Annotated in this window: 18 protein-coding genes; 12 read left to right on the top strand and 6 right to left on the bottom strand. The window is 35.3% G+C overall.

Annotated elements, in window-relative coordinates:
• Window positions 1-3: 3 nt before the first annotated feature.
• The 8 genes from C7P63_RS06545 to gltS all read left to right on the top strand — a co-directional run bounded on the left by C7P63_RS06545 (window position 4) and on the right by gltS (window position 9,035).
• Complete coding sequence (locus C7P63_RS06545; protein WP_125943357.1) at window positions 4-630, top strand: cyclodeaminase/cyclohydrolase family protein; 627 nt, start codon at window positions 4-6, stop codon at window positions 628-630.
• A gap of 125 nt (window positions 631-755) precedes the next feature.
• Window positions 756-2,432, top strand: coding sequence for a formate--tetrahydrofolate ligase (locus C7P63_RS06550; protein WP_125943358.1), 1,677 nt, complete (start codon window positions 756-758; stop codon window positions 2,430-2,432).
• An 18-nt stretch (window positions 2,433-2,450) separates the two neighbouring features.
• Window positions 2,451-3,059: a HutD/Ves family protein gene (locus C7P63_RS06555; protein ID WP_125943359.1), complete on the top strand. Its 609-nt coding sequence runs from the start codon at window positions 2,451-2,453 to the stop codon at window positions 3,057-3,059.
• Window positions 3,060-3,368: 309 nt separating this feature from the next.
• Window positions 3,369-4,706, top strand: a complete 1,338-nt coding sequence (locus tag C7P63_RS06560; RefSeq protein ID WP_125943360.1) for an APC family permease — start codon at window positions 3,369-3,371, stop codon at window positions 4,704-4,706.
• A 64-nt stretch (window positions 4,707-4,770) separates the two neighbouring features.
• The gene (gene hutH, locus C7P63_RS06565) at window positions 4,771-6,312 is read left to right on the top strand and encodes a histidine ammonia-lyase (RefSeq protein WP_125943361.1); all 1,542 of its coding nucleotides are present in this window, start codon (window positions 4,771-4,773) and stop codon (window positions 6,310-6,312) included.
• A gap of 146 nt (window positions 6,313-6,458) precedes the next feature.
• On the top strand, window positions 6,459-7,310 hold the full coding sequence (locus C7P63_RS06570; protein ID WP_125943445.1) for a YitT family protein: 852 nt from the start codon (window positions 6,459-6,461) through the stop codon (window positions 7,308-7,310).
• 24 nt (window positions 7,311-7,334) lie between these two features.
• The gene (locus tag C7P63_RS06575) at window positions 7,335-7,667 is read left to right on the top strand and encodes a nitrous oxide-stimulated promoter family protein (RefSeq protein WP_125943362.1); all 333 of its coding nucleotides are present in this window, start codon (window positions 7,335-7,337) and stop codon (window positions 7,665-7,667) included.
• Window positions 7,668-7,799: 132 nt separating this feature from the next.
• Window positions 7,800-9,035, top strand: a complete 1,236-nt coding sequence (gltS, locus tag C7P63_RS06580) for a sodium/glutamate symporter (RefSeq protein ID WP_125943363.1) — start codon at window positions 7,800-7,802, stop codon at window positions 9,033-9,035.
• Window positions 9,036-9,129: 94 nt separating this feature from the next.
• Here the strand turns inward: gltS and brnQ are convergent, their stop codons facing one another.
• Entirely contained in the window at window positions 9,130-10,479 is a 1,350-nt protein-coding gene (brnQ, locus tag C7P63_RS06585; protein ID WP_207852996.1) for a branched-chain amino acid transport system II carrier protein, read from the bottom strand.
• A 165-nt stretch (window positions 10,480-10,644) separates the two neighbouring features.
• On the opposite strand from brnQ, the gene C7P63_RS06590 reads away from it, so the two are divergent.
• The 4 genes from C7P63_RS06590 (at window position 10,645) to dhaS (ending at window position 15,551) form a co-directional block, all read left to right on the top strand.
• Window positions 10,645-11,343 (top strand): TetR/AcrR family transcriptional regulator, encoded by a 699-nt coding sequence (locus C7P63_RS06590; RefSeq protein ID WP_125943364.1) that lies wholly within the window; start codon window positions 10,645-10,647, stop codon window positions 11,341-11,343.
• Window positions 11,328-13,049 (top strand): ABC transporter ATP-binding protein, encoded by a 1,722-nt coding sequence (locus tag C7P63_RS06595; RefSeq protein ID WP_125943365.1) that lies wholly within the window; start codon window positions 11,328-11,330, stop codon window positions 13,047-13,049. The genes C7P63_RS06590 and C7P63_RS06595 overlap by 16 nt, the downstream gene beginning before the upstream one ends.
• Window positions 13,046-14,881, top strand: coding sequence for an ABC transporter ATP-binding protein (locus tag C7P63_RS06600; protein ID WP_125943366.1), 1,836 nt, complete (start codon window positions 13,046-13,048; stop codon window positions 14,879-14,881). The genes C7P63_RS06595 and C7P63_RS06600 overlap by 4 nt, the downstream gene beginning before the upstream one ends.
• A 103-nt stretch (window positions 14,882-14,984) precedes the next feature.
• Complete coding sequence (gene dhaS, locus C7P63_RS06605; RefSeq protein WP_125943367.1) at window positions 14,985-15,551, top strand: dihydroxyacetone kinase transcriptional activator DhaS; 567 nt, start codon at window positions 14,985-14,987, stop codon at window positions 15,549-15,551.
• A gap of 39 nt (window positions 15,552-15,590) precedes the next feature.
• Here the strand turns inward: dhaS and dhaQ are convergent, their stop codons facing one another.
• The 5 genes from dhaQ to dhaK all read right to left on the bottom strand — a co-directional run bounded on the left by dhaQ (window position 15,591) and on the right by dhaK (window position 20,018).
• Entirely contained in the window at window positions 15,591-16,583 is a 993-nt protein-coding gene (dhaQ, locus tag C7P63_RS06610) for a DhaKLM operon coactivator DhaQ (RefSeq protein WP_125943368.1), read from the bottom strand.
• Between the two features lie 241 nt (window positions 16,584-16,824).
• Window positions 16,825-17,961 carry a glycerol dehydrogenase gene (locus C7P63_RS06615; protein ID WP_125943369.1) on the bottom strand — a complete coding sequence of 379 codons (1,137 nt, stop codon included), beginning with the start codon at window positions 17,959-17,961 and terminating at the stop codon, window positions 16,825-16,827.
• Window positions 17,962-18,061: 100 nt separating this feature from the next.
• Window positions 18,062-18,433 carry a dihydroxyacetone kinase phosphoryl donor subunit DhaM gene (dhaM, locus tag C7P63_RS06620; RefSeq protein WP_125943370.1) on the bottom strand — a complete coding sequence of 124 codons (372 nt, stop codon included), beginning with the start codon at window positions 18,431-18,433 and terminating at the stop codon, window positions 18,062-18,064.
• The gene (gene dhaL / locus C7P63_RS06625) at window positions 18,426-19,010 is read right to left on the bottom strand and encodes a dihydroxyacetone kinase subunit DhaL (RefSeq protein ID WP_125943371.1); all 585 of its coding nucleotides are present in this window, start codon (window positions 19,008-19,010) and stop codon (window positions 18,426-18,428) included. The genes dhaM and dhaL overlap by 8 nt, the downstream gene beginning before the upstream one ends.
• A gap of 18 nt (window positions 19,011-19,028) precedes the next feature.
• Complete coding sequence (gene dhaK / locus C7P63_RS06630; RefSeq protein WP_125943372.1) at window positions 19,029-20,018, bottom strand: dihydroxyacetone kinase subunit DhaK; 990 nt, start codon at window positions 20,016-20,018, stop codon at window positions 19,029-19,031.
• Window positions 20,019-20,202: the final 184 nt, after the last annotated feature.

The raw sequence follows: 20,202 nt of genomic DNA on the forward strand, positions 1-20,202 counted from the left end.
CCAATGAAATTAGTTGATATGCAAATTACAGAATTTATGCAAACATTAGGCTCTGATGCTCCAGCACCAGGTGGAGGTTCAGCAGCAGCTTTATCAGCTTCTATGGGAGCATCTTTAGTTATGATGGTTGCTCAACTTACTATAGGAAAGAAAAAATATGCTGAGTACGATGCAGAAATGAAAGAAGTCTTAAAAGATGCAACAGATGCTCAGGATTGGCTATTAAAAGCTATCGATAAAGATACAGAAGCATTTAATGATGTATCAGCAGTTTTCAGCATGCCAAAAGAAACAGATGAAGATAAGGCTAAAAGAAGAGAAGCTATGCAAGTAGCTTTAAAAGGAGCAGCTAAATCTCCATATAGTATGATGGAAGCAATGCTTGAAATGTTAAGAATTACAGATCGTGCAATTGGTAAATCTAATACAAATGCAGCTAGTGACTTAGGTGTTGCAGCACTTTCTCTAAAATCAGGCTTACAAAGTGCTTGGTTAAATGTTTTGATTAATTTATCAAGTATTAAAGATGAAGAATTTGTTAAAGAATACCGGACTGAAGGAGAAGTTATCTTAAAAGAAGGTTGTGCTTTAGCAGATAAAATATATGAAGAAATTTTAGAAATTGTTTAATCAATGAATTGGTAATATTCTGATTGTTTTATGCAATTATTTAGTCACACATAATAGGTAGAAGTTTTTAAGGTTAAGGTTTTAAGGTTAAATTAGGAGACTAAAGAAAGCAGGGAATAGAAACAATGGCACATTTATCAGATATTGAAATCGCAAGTAAAGCAGAAATGAAACCAATTGAAGAAGTAGCAGCAACTCTAGGAATCGAAAAAGATGAACTAGATATGTATGGTAAATACAAAGCTAAATTAAATGTGAATCAACTGAAAAAACTAGAAAATGAACCAGATGGTAAATTAATTTTAGTTACAGCTATCACACCAACTCCAGCCGGAGAAGGAAAAACAACTACTTCTGTAGGATTAGCAGATGCATTCACTAAGATTGGTAAAAAAGCAGTACTTGCAGTTCGTGAACCATCTTTAGGACCAGTTTTTGGTGTAAAAGGTGGAGCAGCTGGTGGAGGATATGCCCAAGTAGTTCCAATGGAAGATATTAACTTACACTTTACAGGTGACTTCCATGCAATTGGAGCAGCTAATAACCTATTAGCTGCAATGTTAGATAACCATATTCATCATGGTAATGCACTAGGCATTGATAGCCGTAAAATTACTTGGAAACGTGTAGTTGACATGAACGATCGTCAATTACGTCACATTGTGAATGGTTTACAAGGCCGAGTAAATGGTGTGCCAAGAGAAGATGGTTATGACATTACAGTAGCTTCTGAAATCATGGCAGTATTATGTTTAGCAAATGATATTACTGAATTAAAAGATAAATTACGTCAAATGATTGTAGCTTATACTTTTGAAGGAGAACCTGTTACAGCAGGTGATCTAAAAGCAGAAGGAGCTTTAACAGCTTTATTAAAAGATGCTATTCACCCAAATATTGTTCAAACATTAGAACATACACCAGCTTTAATTCATGGTGGACCATTCGCTAATATTGCTCATGGTTGTAACAGTGTTTTAGCAACAAAAATGGGCTTGAAATATGCAGACTACGTTATCACAGAAGGTGGATTCGGTGCTGACTTAGGAGCAGAGAAATTTATCGATATTAAATGTCGATTAGCTGATTTGAAGCCATCAGCAGTTGTTTTAGTAGCAACTATTCGTGCTCTTAAAATGCATGGTGGCATTCCTAAGAAAGAATTAGGGCCTGAAAATGTTGAAGCAGTACTAAAAGGTCTACCAAACTTAGAAAAACACTTAGAAAATATTCAAGATGTATATGGACTTCCAGTAGTTGTGGCAATTAATAAATTCCCAACTGATACAGATGCTGAACTTGAAGCTGTTTATAAAGCTTGTCAAGAACGTGGAGTAGATGTTGTCTTATCTGATGTATGGGGTAAAGGCGGCGAAGGCGGTGTTGAACTAGCAGAAAAAGTGGCTGAGTTAGCAGAAAAAGAAAATAATTTCAGTTTTGTTTATGATGAAGAAGATAGTATTGAAGAAAAATTAAATAAAATTGTTCAAAAGGTTTACGGAGGTAAAGGTGTTGAGTTAACTAAAGCTGCTCGTAAAGAATTAACTGAATTAGAGCGTTTAGGCTTTGGCAACTATCCAATTTGTATGGCTAAAACTCAATACTCATTCTCTGATGATGCGACTTTAGTAGGTCGACCAACTGACTTTACTATTACTATTCGTAATTTAAAAGTTTCAGCAGGAGCTGGATTCATTGTAGCGTTAACTGGAGCAGTTATGACAATGCCAGGTTTACCAAAAGTTCCAGCGGCAGAAAAAATAGATGTGGATGAGTCAGGAGTCATTACAGGGTTATTCTAGAAAAGGAGTAAAACTGAAATGAATATACGTCGACTTACCGAAGAGGATTATCACGTAAGTACTTGGAGTGGTGGAGAGACAAGGGAACTTGTTCTCTCACCAGCTTCAGGTGATTATAACAATCGTCAATTTGATTACCGTCTATCCTCAGCAACAGTGGAGTTAAATGAAAGTAACTTCAGCGATCTGACAGGGTTTAACCGAGACATTATGATTTTAGAAGGGAATGTCACCCTATTTCATGATGAGCCAACTGGGCAGCGAGTTGTAGAACTTGGACCACTGGAACAAGATAGTTTTCAAGGGAAAAATCCAACTAAAAGTATTGGGACTTGTGTGGATTTTAACTTGATGTATCAAGAAGGGTATGAAGGTAGTTTAGAAGTACTTACGCAAGTATTAGAACAGCAATTAGAACCAAATCAAGATTATTTATTTTATTCGTTAGAAGATTTTATTGATGTCTCCGTGTGTCAACATGGTAAAAACAGCAGTTATAAGTTAACTAAAGGGGATAGTTTGTATTTATCAGAGTTATCTGAACCGGTTACCCTTACTTTAGCGCCAAATATGACATCTATACACAAACCTCTAGCAATAAAAGCCAGCATAAGATTAAAAAATTAAAGAAACACAGTTGTTTTTCGCGGATGTTTTTATGATTGATGCACTTTTTCTAGCAGTGAATAACTTGTTGAATGTTTAAAAAGTACAGATAAAAACCGCTTGTTGGCTTTTTATGAATTTGAAAAGAGTAATGTTAAAGATTGCTCTATCAGGTTAGAGGATTTCATTTGTGGATAGTGTTATCTATAAGAATGATGTCCTACTTGTCTAAGAATCAAATACAGTCACTAGTTTATAAAAGCCAGTTGCATGACTTGAATAAACTTTTAACAAGTACCCAAAACAAGGATTTGGAGAGGAGATTCTCAAATGAGTCAGGAAAATGAAAAGGCTAAATTTAGTCTAACCGGTGCAACACTATACGGAATTAACGCAGTTATTGGATCAGGAATATTTCTTTTACCTCAACGTATTTACGATGGAATGGGGCCGGCATCTATTGTAGCTCTATTAGCCGATGTGCTATTGGTATTATTACTTGCTTTATGTTTTGCGGAAGTGGCAGGATATTTCAGTAAAAATGGTGGTGCTTTCCAGTATTCTAAAGCAGCCTTTGGTGATTTTATTGGATTTAACGTTGGATTACTTGGTTGGATTGTAACGGTTATTGCTTGGTCAGCTATGGCAGCAGGATTTGCTAAGTTGTTAGTAGCTTTGTTCCCTCAAGTAGCTGGAAAAGAAACTATGGTAAGTATTTTACTGTTGATTGTTCTATCAGTTATTAATAGTTTTGGGGTGAAAACTTCTAAAACATTTACAGTGGTTATTACCGTTGCTAAACTGATTCCAATTGTGGCATTTTCAATTTGTAGCTTATTCTTTATTAAATATGGATTCCAACATGGGCATTTTACCCCATTCTTACAATTAAAACCAGGTGTTAGTCTATCTCAATCTATGGCTTCTACCTCATTAATCGTATTTTATGCCTTCATTGGATTTGAAGCTTTACCAATTGTGGCTGGTGAAATGAGAAATGCGAAGAAAAATGTACCTAGAGCAATTTTAATGTCAATTATTGCAGTATCATTCTTCTATTTTATTATTTTAGTCGGAACAATTGCAATGCTTGGACCAAGCATTATGAACGGAGTATCACCAGTTCAAGATGCCTTCATGAAAATGATTGGACCTGCTGGTAAGTACTTAATTGCGATTGGTGCATTAGTTTCTATTGGTGGATTGAACATGGGAGATTCTATGATGGTTCCACGTTATGCAGCTTCAATTGCAGACGAAGGATTATTACCTAGCGTGATTGCAAAACAAAATCGCCGGGGAGCACCAATTGTGGCTATCGTTGTATCTGGTATTTTAGCAGGTATGCTTGTATTAAGTGGTTCATTTGAACAATTAGCTGAACTAAGTGTGGTAATGCGTTTCATTCAATACATTCCAACAGCTTTAGCAGTCATTGTTTTACGTAAAAAAGATATGGGAGTTAAACCAACCTTTAGATTACCATTTGGACCTGTTATTCCTATTTTAAGTGTAGTGGTAAGTATTTGGATGGTGTCAGCTACAGCTAAAATTAACTTGATCTTTGCTGGAGTTGGTATTGTCGTTGCAAGTATTCTTTACTTTGTTTTAAATGGTAAAGGGAAAGCAGATAAAGCACCAGAAACCCCAAACAAAGCAGCAGAATAAACATAAATAAATCAGGAACCATAAACAGATAAAAGAATTTGGAGAATAGTAGGAGGAGTTCATTATGTCAAAAAATATTATTTTAACTGGTAACGATTTAACTTTAGAAAACGTAGTAGAGGTTGCACGCCAAGGTGCTACAGTTGAATTATCTGATGGAGCAATTGAAGCAGTAAACGCTGCTCGTAAAATTATTGATGATATTGTAGAGAACGAACGAGTAGTTTACGGTGTAACAACTGGATTTGGTTCATTATGTAACGTAAGTATTGATAAAGATGATTGTACACAACTACAAGAAAACTTAATCAGAACTCACTCAAGTGGTTTTGGTGAACCTTTAGCTGAAGATGTGGTACGTGCTGTTATGTTAATCCGTATTAACTCATTACTTAAAGGTTACTCAGGTATTCGTTTAAGCACTATTAACACATTAATGAACATGTTAAATAAAGGCGTTGTTCCTCATATTCCTGGTAAAGGATCATTAGGAGCTTCAGGAGACTTAGCACCATTATCTCACATGGTTCTTCCAATGTTAGGTTTAGGCCGTGCTTATTACAAAGGTGAATTAATGACAGGGAAAGAAGCAATGGAAAAAGCTGGCGTTCCAGTTATTCAATTAGTAGCAAAAGAAGGCTTAGCATTAATTAACGGTACAACTGTATTAACAGGTATTGGAGCATTAGCAACTTATGATGCTATCCAATTACTTAAATTATCTGACGTAGCAGGAGCATTATCATTAGAAGTTCACAATGGTATCTACAATGCCTTTGATGAAGATTTACATATTATCCGTCCTCAAAGCGGACAATTAGCTACTGCACGTAACATTCGTCACCTAATTGAAGGTAGTACATTAACTACACCAGCAACTCGTGAACGTGTACAAGATCCTTATACATTACGTTGTATCCCTCAAATTCATGGAGCAAGTAAAGATAGTATTGCTTACGTGAAAGAAAAAGTTGAAATTGAAATTAACTCTGTAACAGATAACCCAATTATTACTCGTAGTGGAGATGTTATTTCAGGTGGTAACTTCCACGGAGAACCAATGGCACAACCATTTGACTTCTTAGGAATTGCTGCTTCAGAAATCGGAAATGTATCTGAACGTCGTGTAGAACGTTTAGTAAACTCACAATTAAGTGGTTTACCATCATTCTTGGTTAAACACCCAGGATTGAACTCAGGTTTCATGATTACACAATATGCTGCTGCTTCATTAGCATCAGAAAACAAAATCTTGTCTCACCCAGCAAGTGTGGACTCAATTCCATCTTGTGAAAACCAAGAAGACTTTGTAAGTATGGGAACTACTGCAGCACGTAAAGCATTAGAAATCGTTAAAAACTCTCGTCGTATTGTTGCAACTGAAATTATGGCTGCTTGTCAAGCTTTAGACTTCCGTTTAGAAAATGGTGACTTAGGTAAAGGAACTAAAGCAGCTTACGAAACATTCAGAAAATCTGTTGACTTTATCGAATTAGATAAAGAAATTGAAATGTACGATGAGTTAGAAAAAGCAACTGCTTTATTAATAGATGGTTCTTTATTAGAAGCTGTTGAAAAAGAAGTAGAATTAGATATTCAATTCTAGTCTACTCACAAACAAGAGGATTCCCTTAGAGACTGAGATTGTTGCTCAGTCTCTTTTGTGCTATCTTAAAGATAACAGTTAAAAGGAGAGAAATTATAGAATAGAACGGAAGTGGTTGAGTGTTAAATGTATTAAATCAAGAGTGGATGCGCAAAAATGCAACGAAATTAACTGTTGTCACAGTCTATGCATTTTTATATGCGATAGCCTTAAATTTCTTTTGGCAAACAGCTCATATTTATGCTGGAGGATTAACAGGGATTTCTCAAATATTTACAACGATTATGGACAGATGGTTTCAGGTAAGTATTCCAATATCAGTTATTTATTACATGCTAAATTTACCTTTACTGGTGATTGCGTGGATTAAAATTGATCATAAATTAGTTGTATACACTATTATAAGTGTAACCTTTGCCTCATTAGCAGTTCATTTTGTACCAACGGTTGTCTTGATTAAAGATCCAATTATTTGTGCTATTTTTGGTGGGGCAATGAATGGCTTATCTTTAGGCATTGCTTTAAAGCATGGAATAACAACAGGTGGTTTAGATATTGTTATTATTGGGCTGAGAAAGTTAACAGGTAAAAGTGTGGGAGTTATTTCTATGGTGATCAATGGTACCATTGTATTTACAGCTGGCTATTTATTTGGTTGGCCATATGCCTTTTACAGTTTATTATCTATTTTTGTAAGTGGTAAGGTCACAGATTTAGTCTATACAAAATATAAAAAAGTCCAAGTCATGATTGTGACTAAAAATCCAGATGTGGTAATTCCTAAAATTCAAGAGCAATTGACTCGAGGAATGACAGTTATTAGAGATGCTGAAGGAGCGTATAACCATCAAAATCATGCAATTATTATTGCCGTAATCACTAATCATGAAATGGAAACGTTAGAAGAAATTATTAATGAAGTGGATCCTAATTGTTTCGTCAGTATCTCCCAAGATGTGAAGATTTTAGGAAATTTTGAAGAGATGATGTTTTTATAAAAAAATGAAAAAGGGGCTGAAAGGATGGTTCGAAAAAATATAGGACCTGTTATTCAAGAAGAAAAACAAACAGTGATGTATATGTTAGATATTTACTATAGCTATCCTAGACATCAAGGCCGACAAAAAGAAAAACAAGCATTAGAAAAATATGTGATGACTCGCTTAGACTTTTGCCGATTTGGAGATAAGAAACCTACTTGTAAAACTTGTCCGAAACATTGTTACCGGCAAGATTATCAAGATAAAATTCAAGAAGTTATGCGATTTTCAGGGCCGCGTATGTTAATGAAACATCCTATTTTAACTTTTAAACATCTAATAAAAGAAAAGCGAAAAACAGAAGGTGTCCATTGACTCCTTCTGTTTTTTATTTCATTTAATAATAGCGCTTTCAAAAACGTAGGAATAATAAAACAAGTATAGTATAATGAAAAGTGAATATAGGGGGAACCTTATACGTTTTTATGAAAAAGGAGGGTTTTAGAGATGGATGTGCAAATGATCGACGGAGTCAGAACCATGCAAGTAGATATGATTACAACAGTGGCGGTGGCAGGATTACTCTTGATGCTAGGTTACTATATTAGACGTAAAGTTCCCATTTTAGAAAGAATGTGTATTCCTGCTCCAGTTATTGGTGGTTTTATTTTCGCTAATTTGGTTTGGTTATTACGTGGAACTAATTTATTAGTAATCGAGATGGATGTGACGTTACAACTGCCATTTATGCTAGCTTTTTTTACCTGTGTTGGTTTTGGCGGAAGTTTCAAACTTCTTAAAGCAGGAGGAAGATTATTAGTTGTTTACTTAGTTTCTTGTTGGATTTTAGCTGTCATTCAAAATGTTGTGGGAGTTGGGTTAGCTTCTGCTATGGGACAAAATCCAATTATGGGAGTTATGGCTGGAACAGTATCATTAGTAGGTGGTCACGGGAATGCGGCAGCTTTTGGGCCGGTAGCTGAGAAATTAGGGGTGGAAGGAGCAACTACAGTAGCAGTGGCTTCAGCTACTTATGGTTTAGTAGTGGGAAGCCTGGTTGGAGGTCCTTTAGCAGACTATTTAATTAAAAAATATCATATAAAAATTGAAACAGATGAATCTGGTTTAGATATGGATGCGTTAACAGAAAAAGAAAGCACGCAAATCTTTTCTAGTCAAAACTTTATGGCCCATCTAACCTTAATTTTTGTATTTATGGTTGGCGGGATTATGTTTTCTAAATTTATTGAAGGATTAGGGATCCAAAACTTTGCTATACCTAACTATGTAGGTGCGATGTTTATTGCTATTATATTTCGAAATATTAATGACAAACATGAAATATTTGAACTGGATCAAAAAGTTATCGATTTAATTTTAGATATTGGTTTAGGTTTCTTTTTAACTATGGCGATTATGACCTTAAAAATCTGGCAATTAGCTGATTTAGCGGTGCCATTAATTATCATTTTATTAGTTCAAACAGTGATTCTATTTTTATTCTCTCGCTTTTTTGTTTTCAAATTACTTGGTAAAAACTATGACGGAGCAGTGATGACTGGTGGTTTTATGGGTTGGGGCTTAGGTATTGCTGCGACGGCAGTCGTTTGTATGAGTGCTGTTTGTGAAAAATACGACAAGCGTTCCACAAAAGCCTTTCTAATTGCTCCGCTATGTGGCGCGGTATTTGTGGATGTGGTAGCTATACCTACTATCATTTTCTTTATTACTAAATTTGCTTAAAGAGAATGATAGAAGATTAACGAATAAAAAGCGCCTGACCTTTTAATTTTAAAAGGTCAGGCGCTTTTTTAGTTCACATTAAAGGTTCATAGATTTAATGAGAGTTGGCTACCTGTTTTTTATAAAGGATTAAACCGATCAATAAACCTAAAAGCATGGGACAAATCCATCCCATATTAATAGAAGAAAATGGTAAATAGTGATAGATATTTCCGTCAATCCACTGAACGAAAGCTGATTGACTGATTGCAGCAGGAGCACTTTTAAATCCTTCAATTAAACTAATAAGGAAAGTAAAGCCAATTGTCCATCTATAAACGATAGATTGATGTTTAAATAATGGCGATAAAAAGGCTAGTAAGATAATAGCGATAGCTAATGGATATAAAAACATTAACACAGGAATAGAAATGGAAATAATCGCTGTTAAACCAAGGTTAGCAATCATACAGCCTAATAGACTGAATATGATAACAAATTGGATGTAAGAGATTTTAGGAAAAATTTGGTGGAAAGTTTCACTACAGGCAGTGATAAGACCGATGGCTGTTTTTAAACAAGCTAATGTAATGATGATAGCTAGTAAAATTTGTCCAAAGGTGCCAAAGTAGTGGGTAGCAATTTGAGATAAAGTAATCCCACCGTTTTCTCCAGTTTCGAATAACGCAAGACTAGTAGCTCCCATATAAGCTAAGCTACCATAAATAACACTCATCAGAACAAGCGTAACGATCCCTGATTTCAAGGTGTCTTTAGCAATGTCTGTAGGTTTGGTTACACCAAGTTCTTTAATAGCTTGAACAATAATAATCCCAAAGGCTAAGGAAGCTAGAGCATCCATGGTGTTATATCCTTCTAAGAAACCAGTGAAAAAAGCTTGCTGGTTATAATTTTGTTGGGGAATACCAGTTGAGATGGCTCCCATTGGTTTAATAAAACTAACCAAGATTAAGACCCCTAGAAAAATTAAAAACAAAGGATTTAAAACTTTCCCAATCCAAACCATGATTTTAGAAGGTTTTAAAGAAAATAGAAAAGCTAAGATAAAAAAGGCTAGAGAAAAAATAAGTAAAGCAAGTTGTTGTTTAGACTCACTTAATTGAGGAGCAATCCCTACTTCAAAGGAAACGGTAGCAGTTCTAGGCATGGCAAAAAATGGGCCAATAGTTAGATACAATGCTAAGGTGAAAAATAGTCCAAAGGGTTTAGACACACGGCTAGATAATTCTAACAGTCCATTACTTTGAGAAAATCCAATGGCTAATACACCTAAAAAGGGAAGTCCAACGCCAGTTACAATAAAACCTAGGGCTGCCAAGGGGCTATTAGCTCCTGCTAATTGACCTAAGTGGACAGGAAAAATTAAGTTACCTGCTCCAAAAAATAAACCGAATAAAAGGGAGCCGACAGCAAGGTAAGATGACATTGACAATTTTTTGTTCACGATAAGTACCTCTCTTTATAAAATATTACTCTGATTATTTCATAGTTTATAAGGTAAGTAAATAATGTTTAAAAAAAAATCAAAGTTTTTTTCTTGAATTATGACATGTTGTCATTATATAATGACAACATGTCATAAAAGGTTAGTGAAGGAAGGAGGAGAAAGATGCCAAAGGAAACATTTTTCAGATTACCAGAAGATAAACAAAAGCGTTTGCTTCAAGCGGCTAGGAAAGAGTTTGAAAGAGTCCCCTTACAAGAAGTATCCATTGCTAATATTGTAAGAGAAGCCAAGATTCCAAGAGGTAGTTTTTATCAGTATTTTGAGGACAAGGAAGATCTTTACTATTTTTATCATAAAAAATTAAAAGAGGAAGGTCATTTTGATTTTGAGTATTTTTTAGTGGAAAATCAGGGAGATTTATTTAAGGCGACTGAAACCTATTTTTACCGAATGTTACCAGAGTTTATTGAAGGCCCTCATGCTGAGTTCTATCAAAATTTCTTTATGTTTATGGACTATCATGGCACAAGTAAGTTATCTCCTGAGTTAACGAAGGAAGTGGCAGAAATTGAACGTAAAAAATCCTGGCGACATCAAGAGCACGTGAAACACGGTAAACGGTTATTAGATAGAATTGATGCTTCTAAGCTAAAATTTAAAGATGAAGCTTCCCTAGTTTCGTTAGCTCGATTACTAGCTTCTATGGTGCTAAATTCAGTCAATCATGCTTATAAATTAAAACTACGAAATGAGTCGATTGATTTAGATGAAATGAAGCATGGATTTTCCCGTAAATTAATTTGGTTGAAATACGGGGTGTATCAAAGTGAAGAAGGTGAAAATGAATGGGAAAATTATTAAAAAAAATGTCGTTTTTTTCTGTATTAATGGCGATTGTTTTTATGTTTGTACAAGTTTTAAGTGATCTATATTTACCTACTTTAACCTCTGATATTATTAACAATGGTGTTAGTAAAGGAGATGTTAAGTATATTTGGTCAGTAGGGTTAGTGATGTTAGGTTACTCAGTTATTAGTATTTTAGCTTCAATTGGAAATACATTTTTTGCTACAAAAGAGTCACAAAAATTAGGTAAACGTCTGCGCTCAGAGATTTATCAAAAGGTAGAGTATGCGTCGTTAGATCAATTTGACCAGTTTGGGACAGCTACGTTGATTACTAGAACTACCAACGATGTGAACCAAATTCAAATGGTTACGCAAATGGGGTTAAGAATTATGATGATGGCCCCTATTACCTTAATTGGTGCTAGTATTATGGCTTACCGATTAGATCATCAGCTAACTAAAATATTTTTATACGTTATTCCTATTTTAATGGTTTTTCTAGGTGTGGTAATGTATTTTGCTGTTCCTTTATTTAAAAGTATGCAAACGAAGACAGATAAACTGAATTTGATTTTTCGAGAAGGTTTAACTGGGGTTAGAGTTATTCGAGCTTTTAACCGAGATGATTATGAAGCAAAACGATTTGATACAGCCAATCAAGATTTTGTGAATACGGCGATTAAAGTGAATACGATTGTGGCTTTTTTAATTCCAATCGTGACCTTAATTATGAGTGGAACGAATATTTTAATAGTTTGGCAAGGAGGTCATTATATAGCCAATATGGAGATGGATGTTGGTAATCTTATTGCCTTTATGACTTATGCGACTCAAATTTTAATGAGTTTCATGATGTTATCGATGATTTTTGTGTTTGTGCCTCGAGCTCAAGCATCAGCTGAACGGATTAATGAGGTCTTAGATATGAAAGATGATATCCTAGATCCTGAAAAGCCAGTGGAGTTAACAGAGGCTTCTCCTGAATTAAGTTTTCAACAAGTGGACTTTAGATATGCGGGAGCTGAAAAATGTTCTTTACAACAGATTGATTTTACCGCTAAAAAAGGGGAAACAGTGGCTATTATTGGTGGAACTGGTTCTGGTAAAACCACGTTAGTCAATTTAATTCCTCGTTTTTTTGAGGTAGAAAATGGTAGCATTCAAATGAATGGGACAGATATTAGAAGCTATCGGCAACAAGATTTACGTAGTCGGATAGGTTTTGTCCCTCAAAAAGCTCGTTTGTTTAAAGGAACTATTCGGGATAATATGTTGTACGGAGATCAACAAGCAACAGATGAACAAATATGGAAAGCTCTAGAGATTGCTCAAGCTAAAGACTTTGTTTCTCAGCTACCAGAGGGCTTAGACAGTAGGGTTGAACAAGGTGGCGGTAATTTTTCTGGAGGTCAAAGACAAAGGTTGTGTATTGCAAGAGCGTTAGTTAAACAGGCAGATGTGTATGTGTTTGATGACTCGTTTTCAGCACTAGATTTTAAAACTGATGGACAATTACGTCAAGCCTTAAAAGAAAATGTTACCGATAGTATTGTCGTTTTAGTTGCTCAAAGAATTAGTACGGTAGTTGATGCAGATATTATTTTGGTATTAGATGAAGGGAAATTGGTAGGAAAAGGAACCCATCAAGAGTTAAAAGAAAATTGTACAACCTACCAAGAAATTATTAGTTCCCAATTAAGAGAGGAGGAGATTGCATGAGAGGACCACATGGCGGAAATAAACAAGTAGTTAAACCAAAGAACTTTTGGCAAACCACTAAACGGTTGGTTCGCTACATGTCTACACGTTCCTATTTAATTGGATTAGTATTTATTTTGGCGATTGCGTCAACTGTGTTTCAAATTAGAACTCCAAAAGTATTAGGGAGAGCTACGACTGAAATATTTGAAGGGATTAAGCAAGGCGCTAAATTAATGATGGCTGGAGAAAAGTTAGAGCAGTTTCCTGTTAACTTTGACAAAGTGGCACATATTTTATTAATCGTCTTAAGTATGTATGCTATCTCCTCAGTTTTTAGTTTTTTACAACAATTTATTATGACACGAGTGTCTCAGAGAACCGTCTATCAAATGCGTAAAGAGCTAAAAGAAAAAATGAACCGAGTGCCTATTAGTTATTATGATACTCATTCCAATGGGGATATTATGTCCCGAGCAATTAATGACATGGATAACATCTCTGGTACACTCCAACAAAGTTTAACGCAGCTTGTAACAAGTTTAGTAACCTTTGTAGGGATTTTAATTATGATGCTATCGATTAGTGTTAAGTTAACTTTAGTGGCAGTTATTACGGTGCCTTTAAGTTTAATTGTTGTGATGCTTGTTGCGCCTAAATCTCAAAAATATTTTGGAGAACAGCAAAAGAGTTTAGGTCTTTTAAACAATCAAGTAGAAGAGAGCTATGCAGGTCAAGTTGTAATCAAAAGTTTCAACTATGAACAAGAAGCCATCCAAGTGTTTGAAGAACAAAATGAGAAGTTGTTTAAAGCAGGGTGGAAAGCTCAGTTTATTTCAGCGATGATTATGCCTTTGATGAATTTTATTAAAAATATTGGGTATATCTTAGTAGCTGTTTTAGGCGGAATAAAAGTAGCCAATGGTCAGTTACCAATTGGAGATGTGCAAGCTTTCTTACAATACTCTAACCAATTTGCTCAGCCGATTTCTCAAATTGCTAACTTACTAAATACTATTCAATCTACTATTGCTTCAGCTGAACGGGTATTTGAAGTGTTAGATGAAGCTGAAATGTCGAATGAACCATCTGGGGTCCCAGTCATCGAAACAGATAAAAAAGTTATTTTTGATCAAGTTCAATTTGGTTACGAAGACAGTGAACTATTGATGAAAAACTTTAATCTAGAAGTAGATGAAGGGGATATGGTTGCTGTAGTTGGGCCAACTGGTGCAGGTAAAACTACCTTAATCAATTTAATTGAACGCTTTTATGATGTAAAAGGCGGTAGTATTAAGTATAACGGGGTAGATATCCGAGATGTATCAAGAGAGACTTTGAGACAAGAATTTTCAATGGTGTTACAAGATACTTGGTTATTTACAGGCACAATTTTTGATAATATTCATTATGGAAACGAACAAGCAACTGAGGAACAAGTTTACCGAGCTGCTAAAGCTGCTCGAGTAGATGATTTTGTTAGACGATTACCTGATGGATATCAGACTATCTTAGATGAAGAAGCTGGGAATATCTCTCAAGGACAACGTCAATTAATTACCATTGCTAGAGCCTTTTTAGCTAATCCACAAGTGCTTATTTTAGATGAAGCTACAAGCTCAGTGGACACAAGAACTGAAGTATTAATTCAAGAAGCTATGGCAGAGTTACTTAAAAAACGAACCAGTTTTGTAGTGGCTCATCGTCTGTCTACTATTCGAGATGCTGATACGATTATTGTGATGGATCATGGAGATATTATTGAAACAGGTAACCATGATGAACTGATGGCGAAAAATGGCTTTTATGCAGATTTATACAACAGTCAATTCTCACAAAGTGTGGCAATTTAAGAAAGAGAAAAAGTATTGTCAGTTAAAGCTGGCAATACTTTTTTTATGAAGAATATCTAAAACATGCTATAATAAATAAGACTAATAAAAAGGAGGCGCTTGTGTGGAAGGGTCTTTAATTACAAAAAAAGTGATTGCATATTCACTAAAAAAACTCATGCAAGAGACGCCTTTTCAAAAAATTACGATTAGGCAAATTATGTCCGAAGCTGAAATTCGCCGGCAAACTTTTTATGATCATTTTCAAGATAAATATGAATTATTAGCTTGGATTTATAGTCAGGAAATTTCTGAGAATATTCAAGACTTTTTAGACTATGAGCATTGGACAAAAGTAGTTAGACGAATTTTAGAATATTTTCAAGCCAATCAAACCTTTTATGTGAACGCTTTATCTGTCTCTGAACAAAATTCATTTGATAAATATTTTTTCAAGCATACAAAAGAATTGCTGCGAACAATTGTTGGAGATATTTTAGCAGAGCATCAATTTTTTATTACCGAAGAAAAAATTGACTTTGTGTGTATGTTTTACAGTCATGCTTTTGTTGGTCTAACGAAAGATTGGTTATTATCTGGCTGTGAGGGATCGGTTAAAACCTTGAGTCATGACATAGGATTAATGTTAGAAGACTCAATTATAGCTAACCTAAAGAAATTTAGTTTATAAAAAGAAACGTATATCTATTGAATAAGATATACGTTTCTTTTAGTTATTCCAAGCATAGGTTTGAACAGGTTCTTCTAAAAAATCTAGCCAGGCTTCATCTTTTATTTCTAAAAAGGTTAGTGAAACACCAGCCATATTGGTAGAGGTCATATAGTTTCCAACTTTAGAGTAGGCAATATTTAAATCAGATAAGGCCATAAGTTGTCTGACATCATTGGCAAAGATATAAAGTTCCATTAAAGGAGTGCCGCCTAAACCATTAATTAAAATAGCAAATTGTTTATCTGGTGCTAGGTCATAGTGAACTTTTAACTTATTTACTAATTCATTGGCTAGTAGCTCAGATGAATACAAAGGCTCTGTTCGGTAGCCACTTTCTCCGTGAATACCAATACCAAAAGAAATTTGGTCATCTGTTAAGGTGAAGAGTGGCTGATCTTTACCAGGAATCGAACCAGGATACAGTGCTACCCCAAGTGTATTCATAGAGCGGACAACGTCCATTCCTAAAGTTTCTAGTTCTTCTAGGGAGTAGCCCTTATGAGCTGCAGCACCTAATATTTTATGAACGAAGACCGTTCCAGCCACGCCGCGACGACGTTTTTTAAAGTTATATTTATCAATGGAACAATCATCATTAACAATTACGTGTTTAACTTGATGGCCCTTTTCTATAGCAAGTTGTTCTGCTTTTAAAAAACTAGCCACATCTACATCAAAATTTTTAATAATCAGCAACACACCGGGACCTTGGTCACTTTTTTCAATGGCTAGTAAAATTTCTTCTGGAGAAGGGGGAACAAAAATAGGTCCATTTACACTAGCAGCTAGCATGCCTTTTCCTAAGTAACCAGAGTGGGCAGGTTCATGTCCAGTTCCGCCCCCAGCGATTAAAGCTACTTTGTTTTCTTGATACTTCCGTAACAAGACACCTGTTTTCGGTATTCTAGTTAATAAATCACTATGAGCAAAAGCAATTCCATCTAGTAACTGTGAAACGGCTTGTTTAGGTTGATTGATAATTTTTTTCATTAGGTTGTCACCTCGTTTCCCTTAAAAAAGTAGTTTATACTTTTATGCAATCATTACCGTATTAGTGTAACATAAATCCCTATGTTTTGAGCAGAAAAAAGAAAAAACTCCCAGGATTTTAAAGGAGATTAGAAACGGTTGGCTAAGGAGTTTATCTCATTAACAAGTGAGTCGTTTCTTACAATCCAATAAAACGGGAATTTTTTCTTTTGGCTATATAGTTAGATAGAATGAGGAAAGACTATCCTAACATCTTTTCTTTGTAGTCACGCCCAATTTGGTCAGCTGCGATGATAGCAGAAGCGACATCTTCTACTTTTACTGGGAATGGCATAGAGTGAACAGATTCTTCAGGAATACAAGCTTTTTCTGCTACTTCAAGTGCTTGATCAAAAGTAATGCTATCTACTCCAATGTCTGGTAAACAAACAGGTAAACCAATAGATAGACAGAAGTCTAAAACTTCATGTAATTCTTCTGTTGGAGCATTTTCTAACACTAATTGACAAATAGTACTGAAAGCCACTTTTTCACCGTGGAAGTAACCATGTGCTCCTTCTAAAGCAGTTAAACCATCATGGATAGCATGAGCTGCAGCTAAACCACTACTTTCAAAGCCTAATCCTGATAGTAAAATGTTTGTTTCAACAATGTTTTCTAAAGCAGGAGTAACTAAATTATTGTCACAAGCAATTTTAGCATTATAACCATTTTCCAATAGTGTTTCGTAACATACTTTTGCCATAGTTAAAGCAGCAATAGTGTTTTTAGCAGGTTCAGTTTCTTTGGTTAAATAACCACAAGGAAGGCCAGCATTCACGTTTGCATAAGCATTTGCTGTAGCACGTGCTTCAAACCAAGTAGCAAGCGCATCTCCCATACCTGATACTAAGAAACGAGTAGGAGCGTTAGCGATAATTTTAGTATCTACCATAACCACACTAGGACTTTGTTTAAAGTAAGCATAGTCATCAAATTCTCCATCTTCCGTATACATAACAGCAGAGTGGCTAGTAGGAGCATCTGTTGCGGCAATCGTTGGTACAATGATTAAGTTTTCACCTTGGGCAACACATTTAGAGGTATCAATTGCTTTACCTCCACCTAAACCAATAACACAGTCAGTATGTTGTTCTTTAGCTACTTCTTGTAGACGAGCAATTTCTTCCCGAGTACACTCTCCTTTGAAACTGCTTTCAACAAATTGGATATCAAAACGGTTAGCGGTTTCATCTAACTGTTTACGAACACGATTAATATCATCTTGATGGGCAATCAATAGAGCTGATTTTCCAAATGTTTTAACAAAGTAACCTAAATTTAATAGTTCATCTTCACCTTGAACATATTTTGTTGGACAAATAAGAGCTTTTCTCACAATAAATTCCTCCTAAATTTAAAAAACTGGGTGATTCACCTTATATAATAAACTGCAGCTACGACTAAGTAGCCGCAGTTATTACCGACCTATAAATTAATTATTTAACTTTTAAAGGTTGAAGCTGTGCATCTATCATGTCAAATGCTGCACCAGCTTGAACTAAAGCAGCAGCAGTATAAGCACTTTCTACAAAAGCTGTATCATAAAGGACAACTTCTTTATCCGTCATTTCCATAGCCATTTCTAAATTCATTTTAGCACTGCCTAAATCATAAAAAGCTAATAGTTTTTCGCCTTCATTTTTCTCAAAAGCTTCTTCGATTTTAGCGAAACTTGTGCCGATTTCATTATCGTCAGTTCCACCAGCAATCGTGATAGAAACATCTTTAGCGACTTCATTTAGTAAACGAGAAATACCGTAAACTAATTCTGGAACATGGGAAACCATAACAATTCCTAATTTACTCATTAATAACACCTGCCTCAATCATTGTTTCAAATAAGTATTGACTAGATACAGAACCAGGATCTAAGTGTCCAATTGATCGTTCACCTAAATAAGAAGCCCGTCCTTTAGTTGCTTGCATATCAATAGTAGACTGTGCTGCTTGTTCAACGACTTCTTTAGTTAATTCGTTAGCTTTAACAGCAGCGATAACTGGAACCCAAGTATCAATCATTGTTTTCTCACCAGCTACAGCTTTCCCTCTTTTTTGAATACCTTCTAAACCAGCTTCTAAAATAGTTGCTAGATCATCTGAATCTTTAGCAGCTTTAGCCATACCTAAGAAAGCAGAGCCATATAAAGGACCAGAAGCCCCGCCAACTTTACTGACTAACTGCATACCTGCTAATTTAAAAATATCCATTAAGGTATCAGGTTGTTTTTCTTCCAATGCTTTTTGCATTTCTGTGGTGCCTCGAGCCATATTCATTCCATGATCTCCGTCACCGATAGCACTATCTAAATCACTTAAATATTGTTTATTGTCATTAATTTTAGCTGCAAATAATGCTAGCCATTTAGTTGTTTGTTCTACGTTCATTATTTTTTAACTCCTTTTTTACCAAGCAATAGTATTGACAGCATAGTTTAAATTATCTAACCAAGCTTGTTCTTCTAAATGAATCATTGTTAGAGATAAGCCAGCCATATCAATAGCTGTCATAACATCGCCAACTTTTTTAAAGGTAATGTTAAGACCTTCTTCTTCTAATAAAGCTTTAACGTCATTCATAAAGACAAATTGTTCCATCAGAGGAGTCGCACCTAAACCGTTAACTAACACACCGTATTGGTCGCCTTTTTTCCAGTTGAATTGTCCTTTTAATTTAGCAACAATTTCTTTAGCTAATTCTTTAGAAGGAGCAATTTTTGCTCGGCGGTAACCAGGTTCTCCGTGAATACCTACTCCAAATTCAATTTCGTCTTCAGGTAATGTAAAGCCAGCATGTCCTACTTCAGGAACAGTTGCACCGCTTAATGCTACACCTAAAGTTTTAATATTAGGGACGATTTTGTCTGCTAAGGCTTTAATTTCATCTAATGAAGCGCCTTGATCAGCAGCAGCACCTAAAATTTTATGAACTAAAACTGTTCCAGCAACGCCACGTTTACCAGCTGTAAAGGTACTATCTTCTACTGCGATGTCATCATCAACAATAATAGTTTCTACTCGAATATCTTCCATATCTGCCATATCTTGTGCCATTTCAAAGTTCATCACGTCACCAGAATAATTTTTAATAATTAAGAAAACGCCAGCACCTTGATCAGCTGCTTTAATAGCTTCAAATACTTGGTCTGGTGTAGGAGATGTAAAAACAGGTCCACAAACGGCAGCGCTTAACATTCCTTGACCAACGAAACCAGCATGAGCAGGTTCGTGACCGCTTCCACCTCCGCTAATTAAAGCGACTTTGTTGTCTGCTAGATGATTACTGATGATAACACCGCTTTCATCTAATCTTGAAACTAACTCGCTATAGGCATAAGTTAAGCCGTCTAACATTTCATCTACAACATTTTCAGGTTGGTTAATAATTTTTTTCATTTGTCTAACACGCCTTTCTTTTTGTCTTTCCTCTTTGCACTTTTAATATACCTTGAAAAGGTTTTCTTTAACACGGACAATTTTTTTAGTTTGTCCGTTAGTGTTCGATTTATGATGTTAGAGTAAATCAAAGTAGAAAAATTTAAAGAAGTATAAAGTAGAAGTTAGTTAAAGAAGTCTGCCT

This window comes from Vagococcus humatus (assembly GCF_003950325.1).
Classification (GTDB): Bacteria; Bacillota; Bacilli; order Lactobacillales; family Vagococcaceae; genus Vagococcus_C; species Vagococcus_C humatus.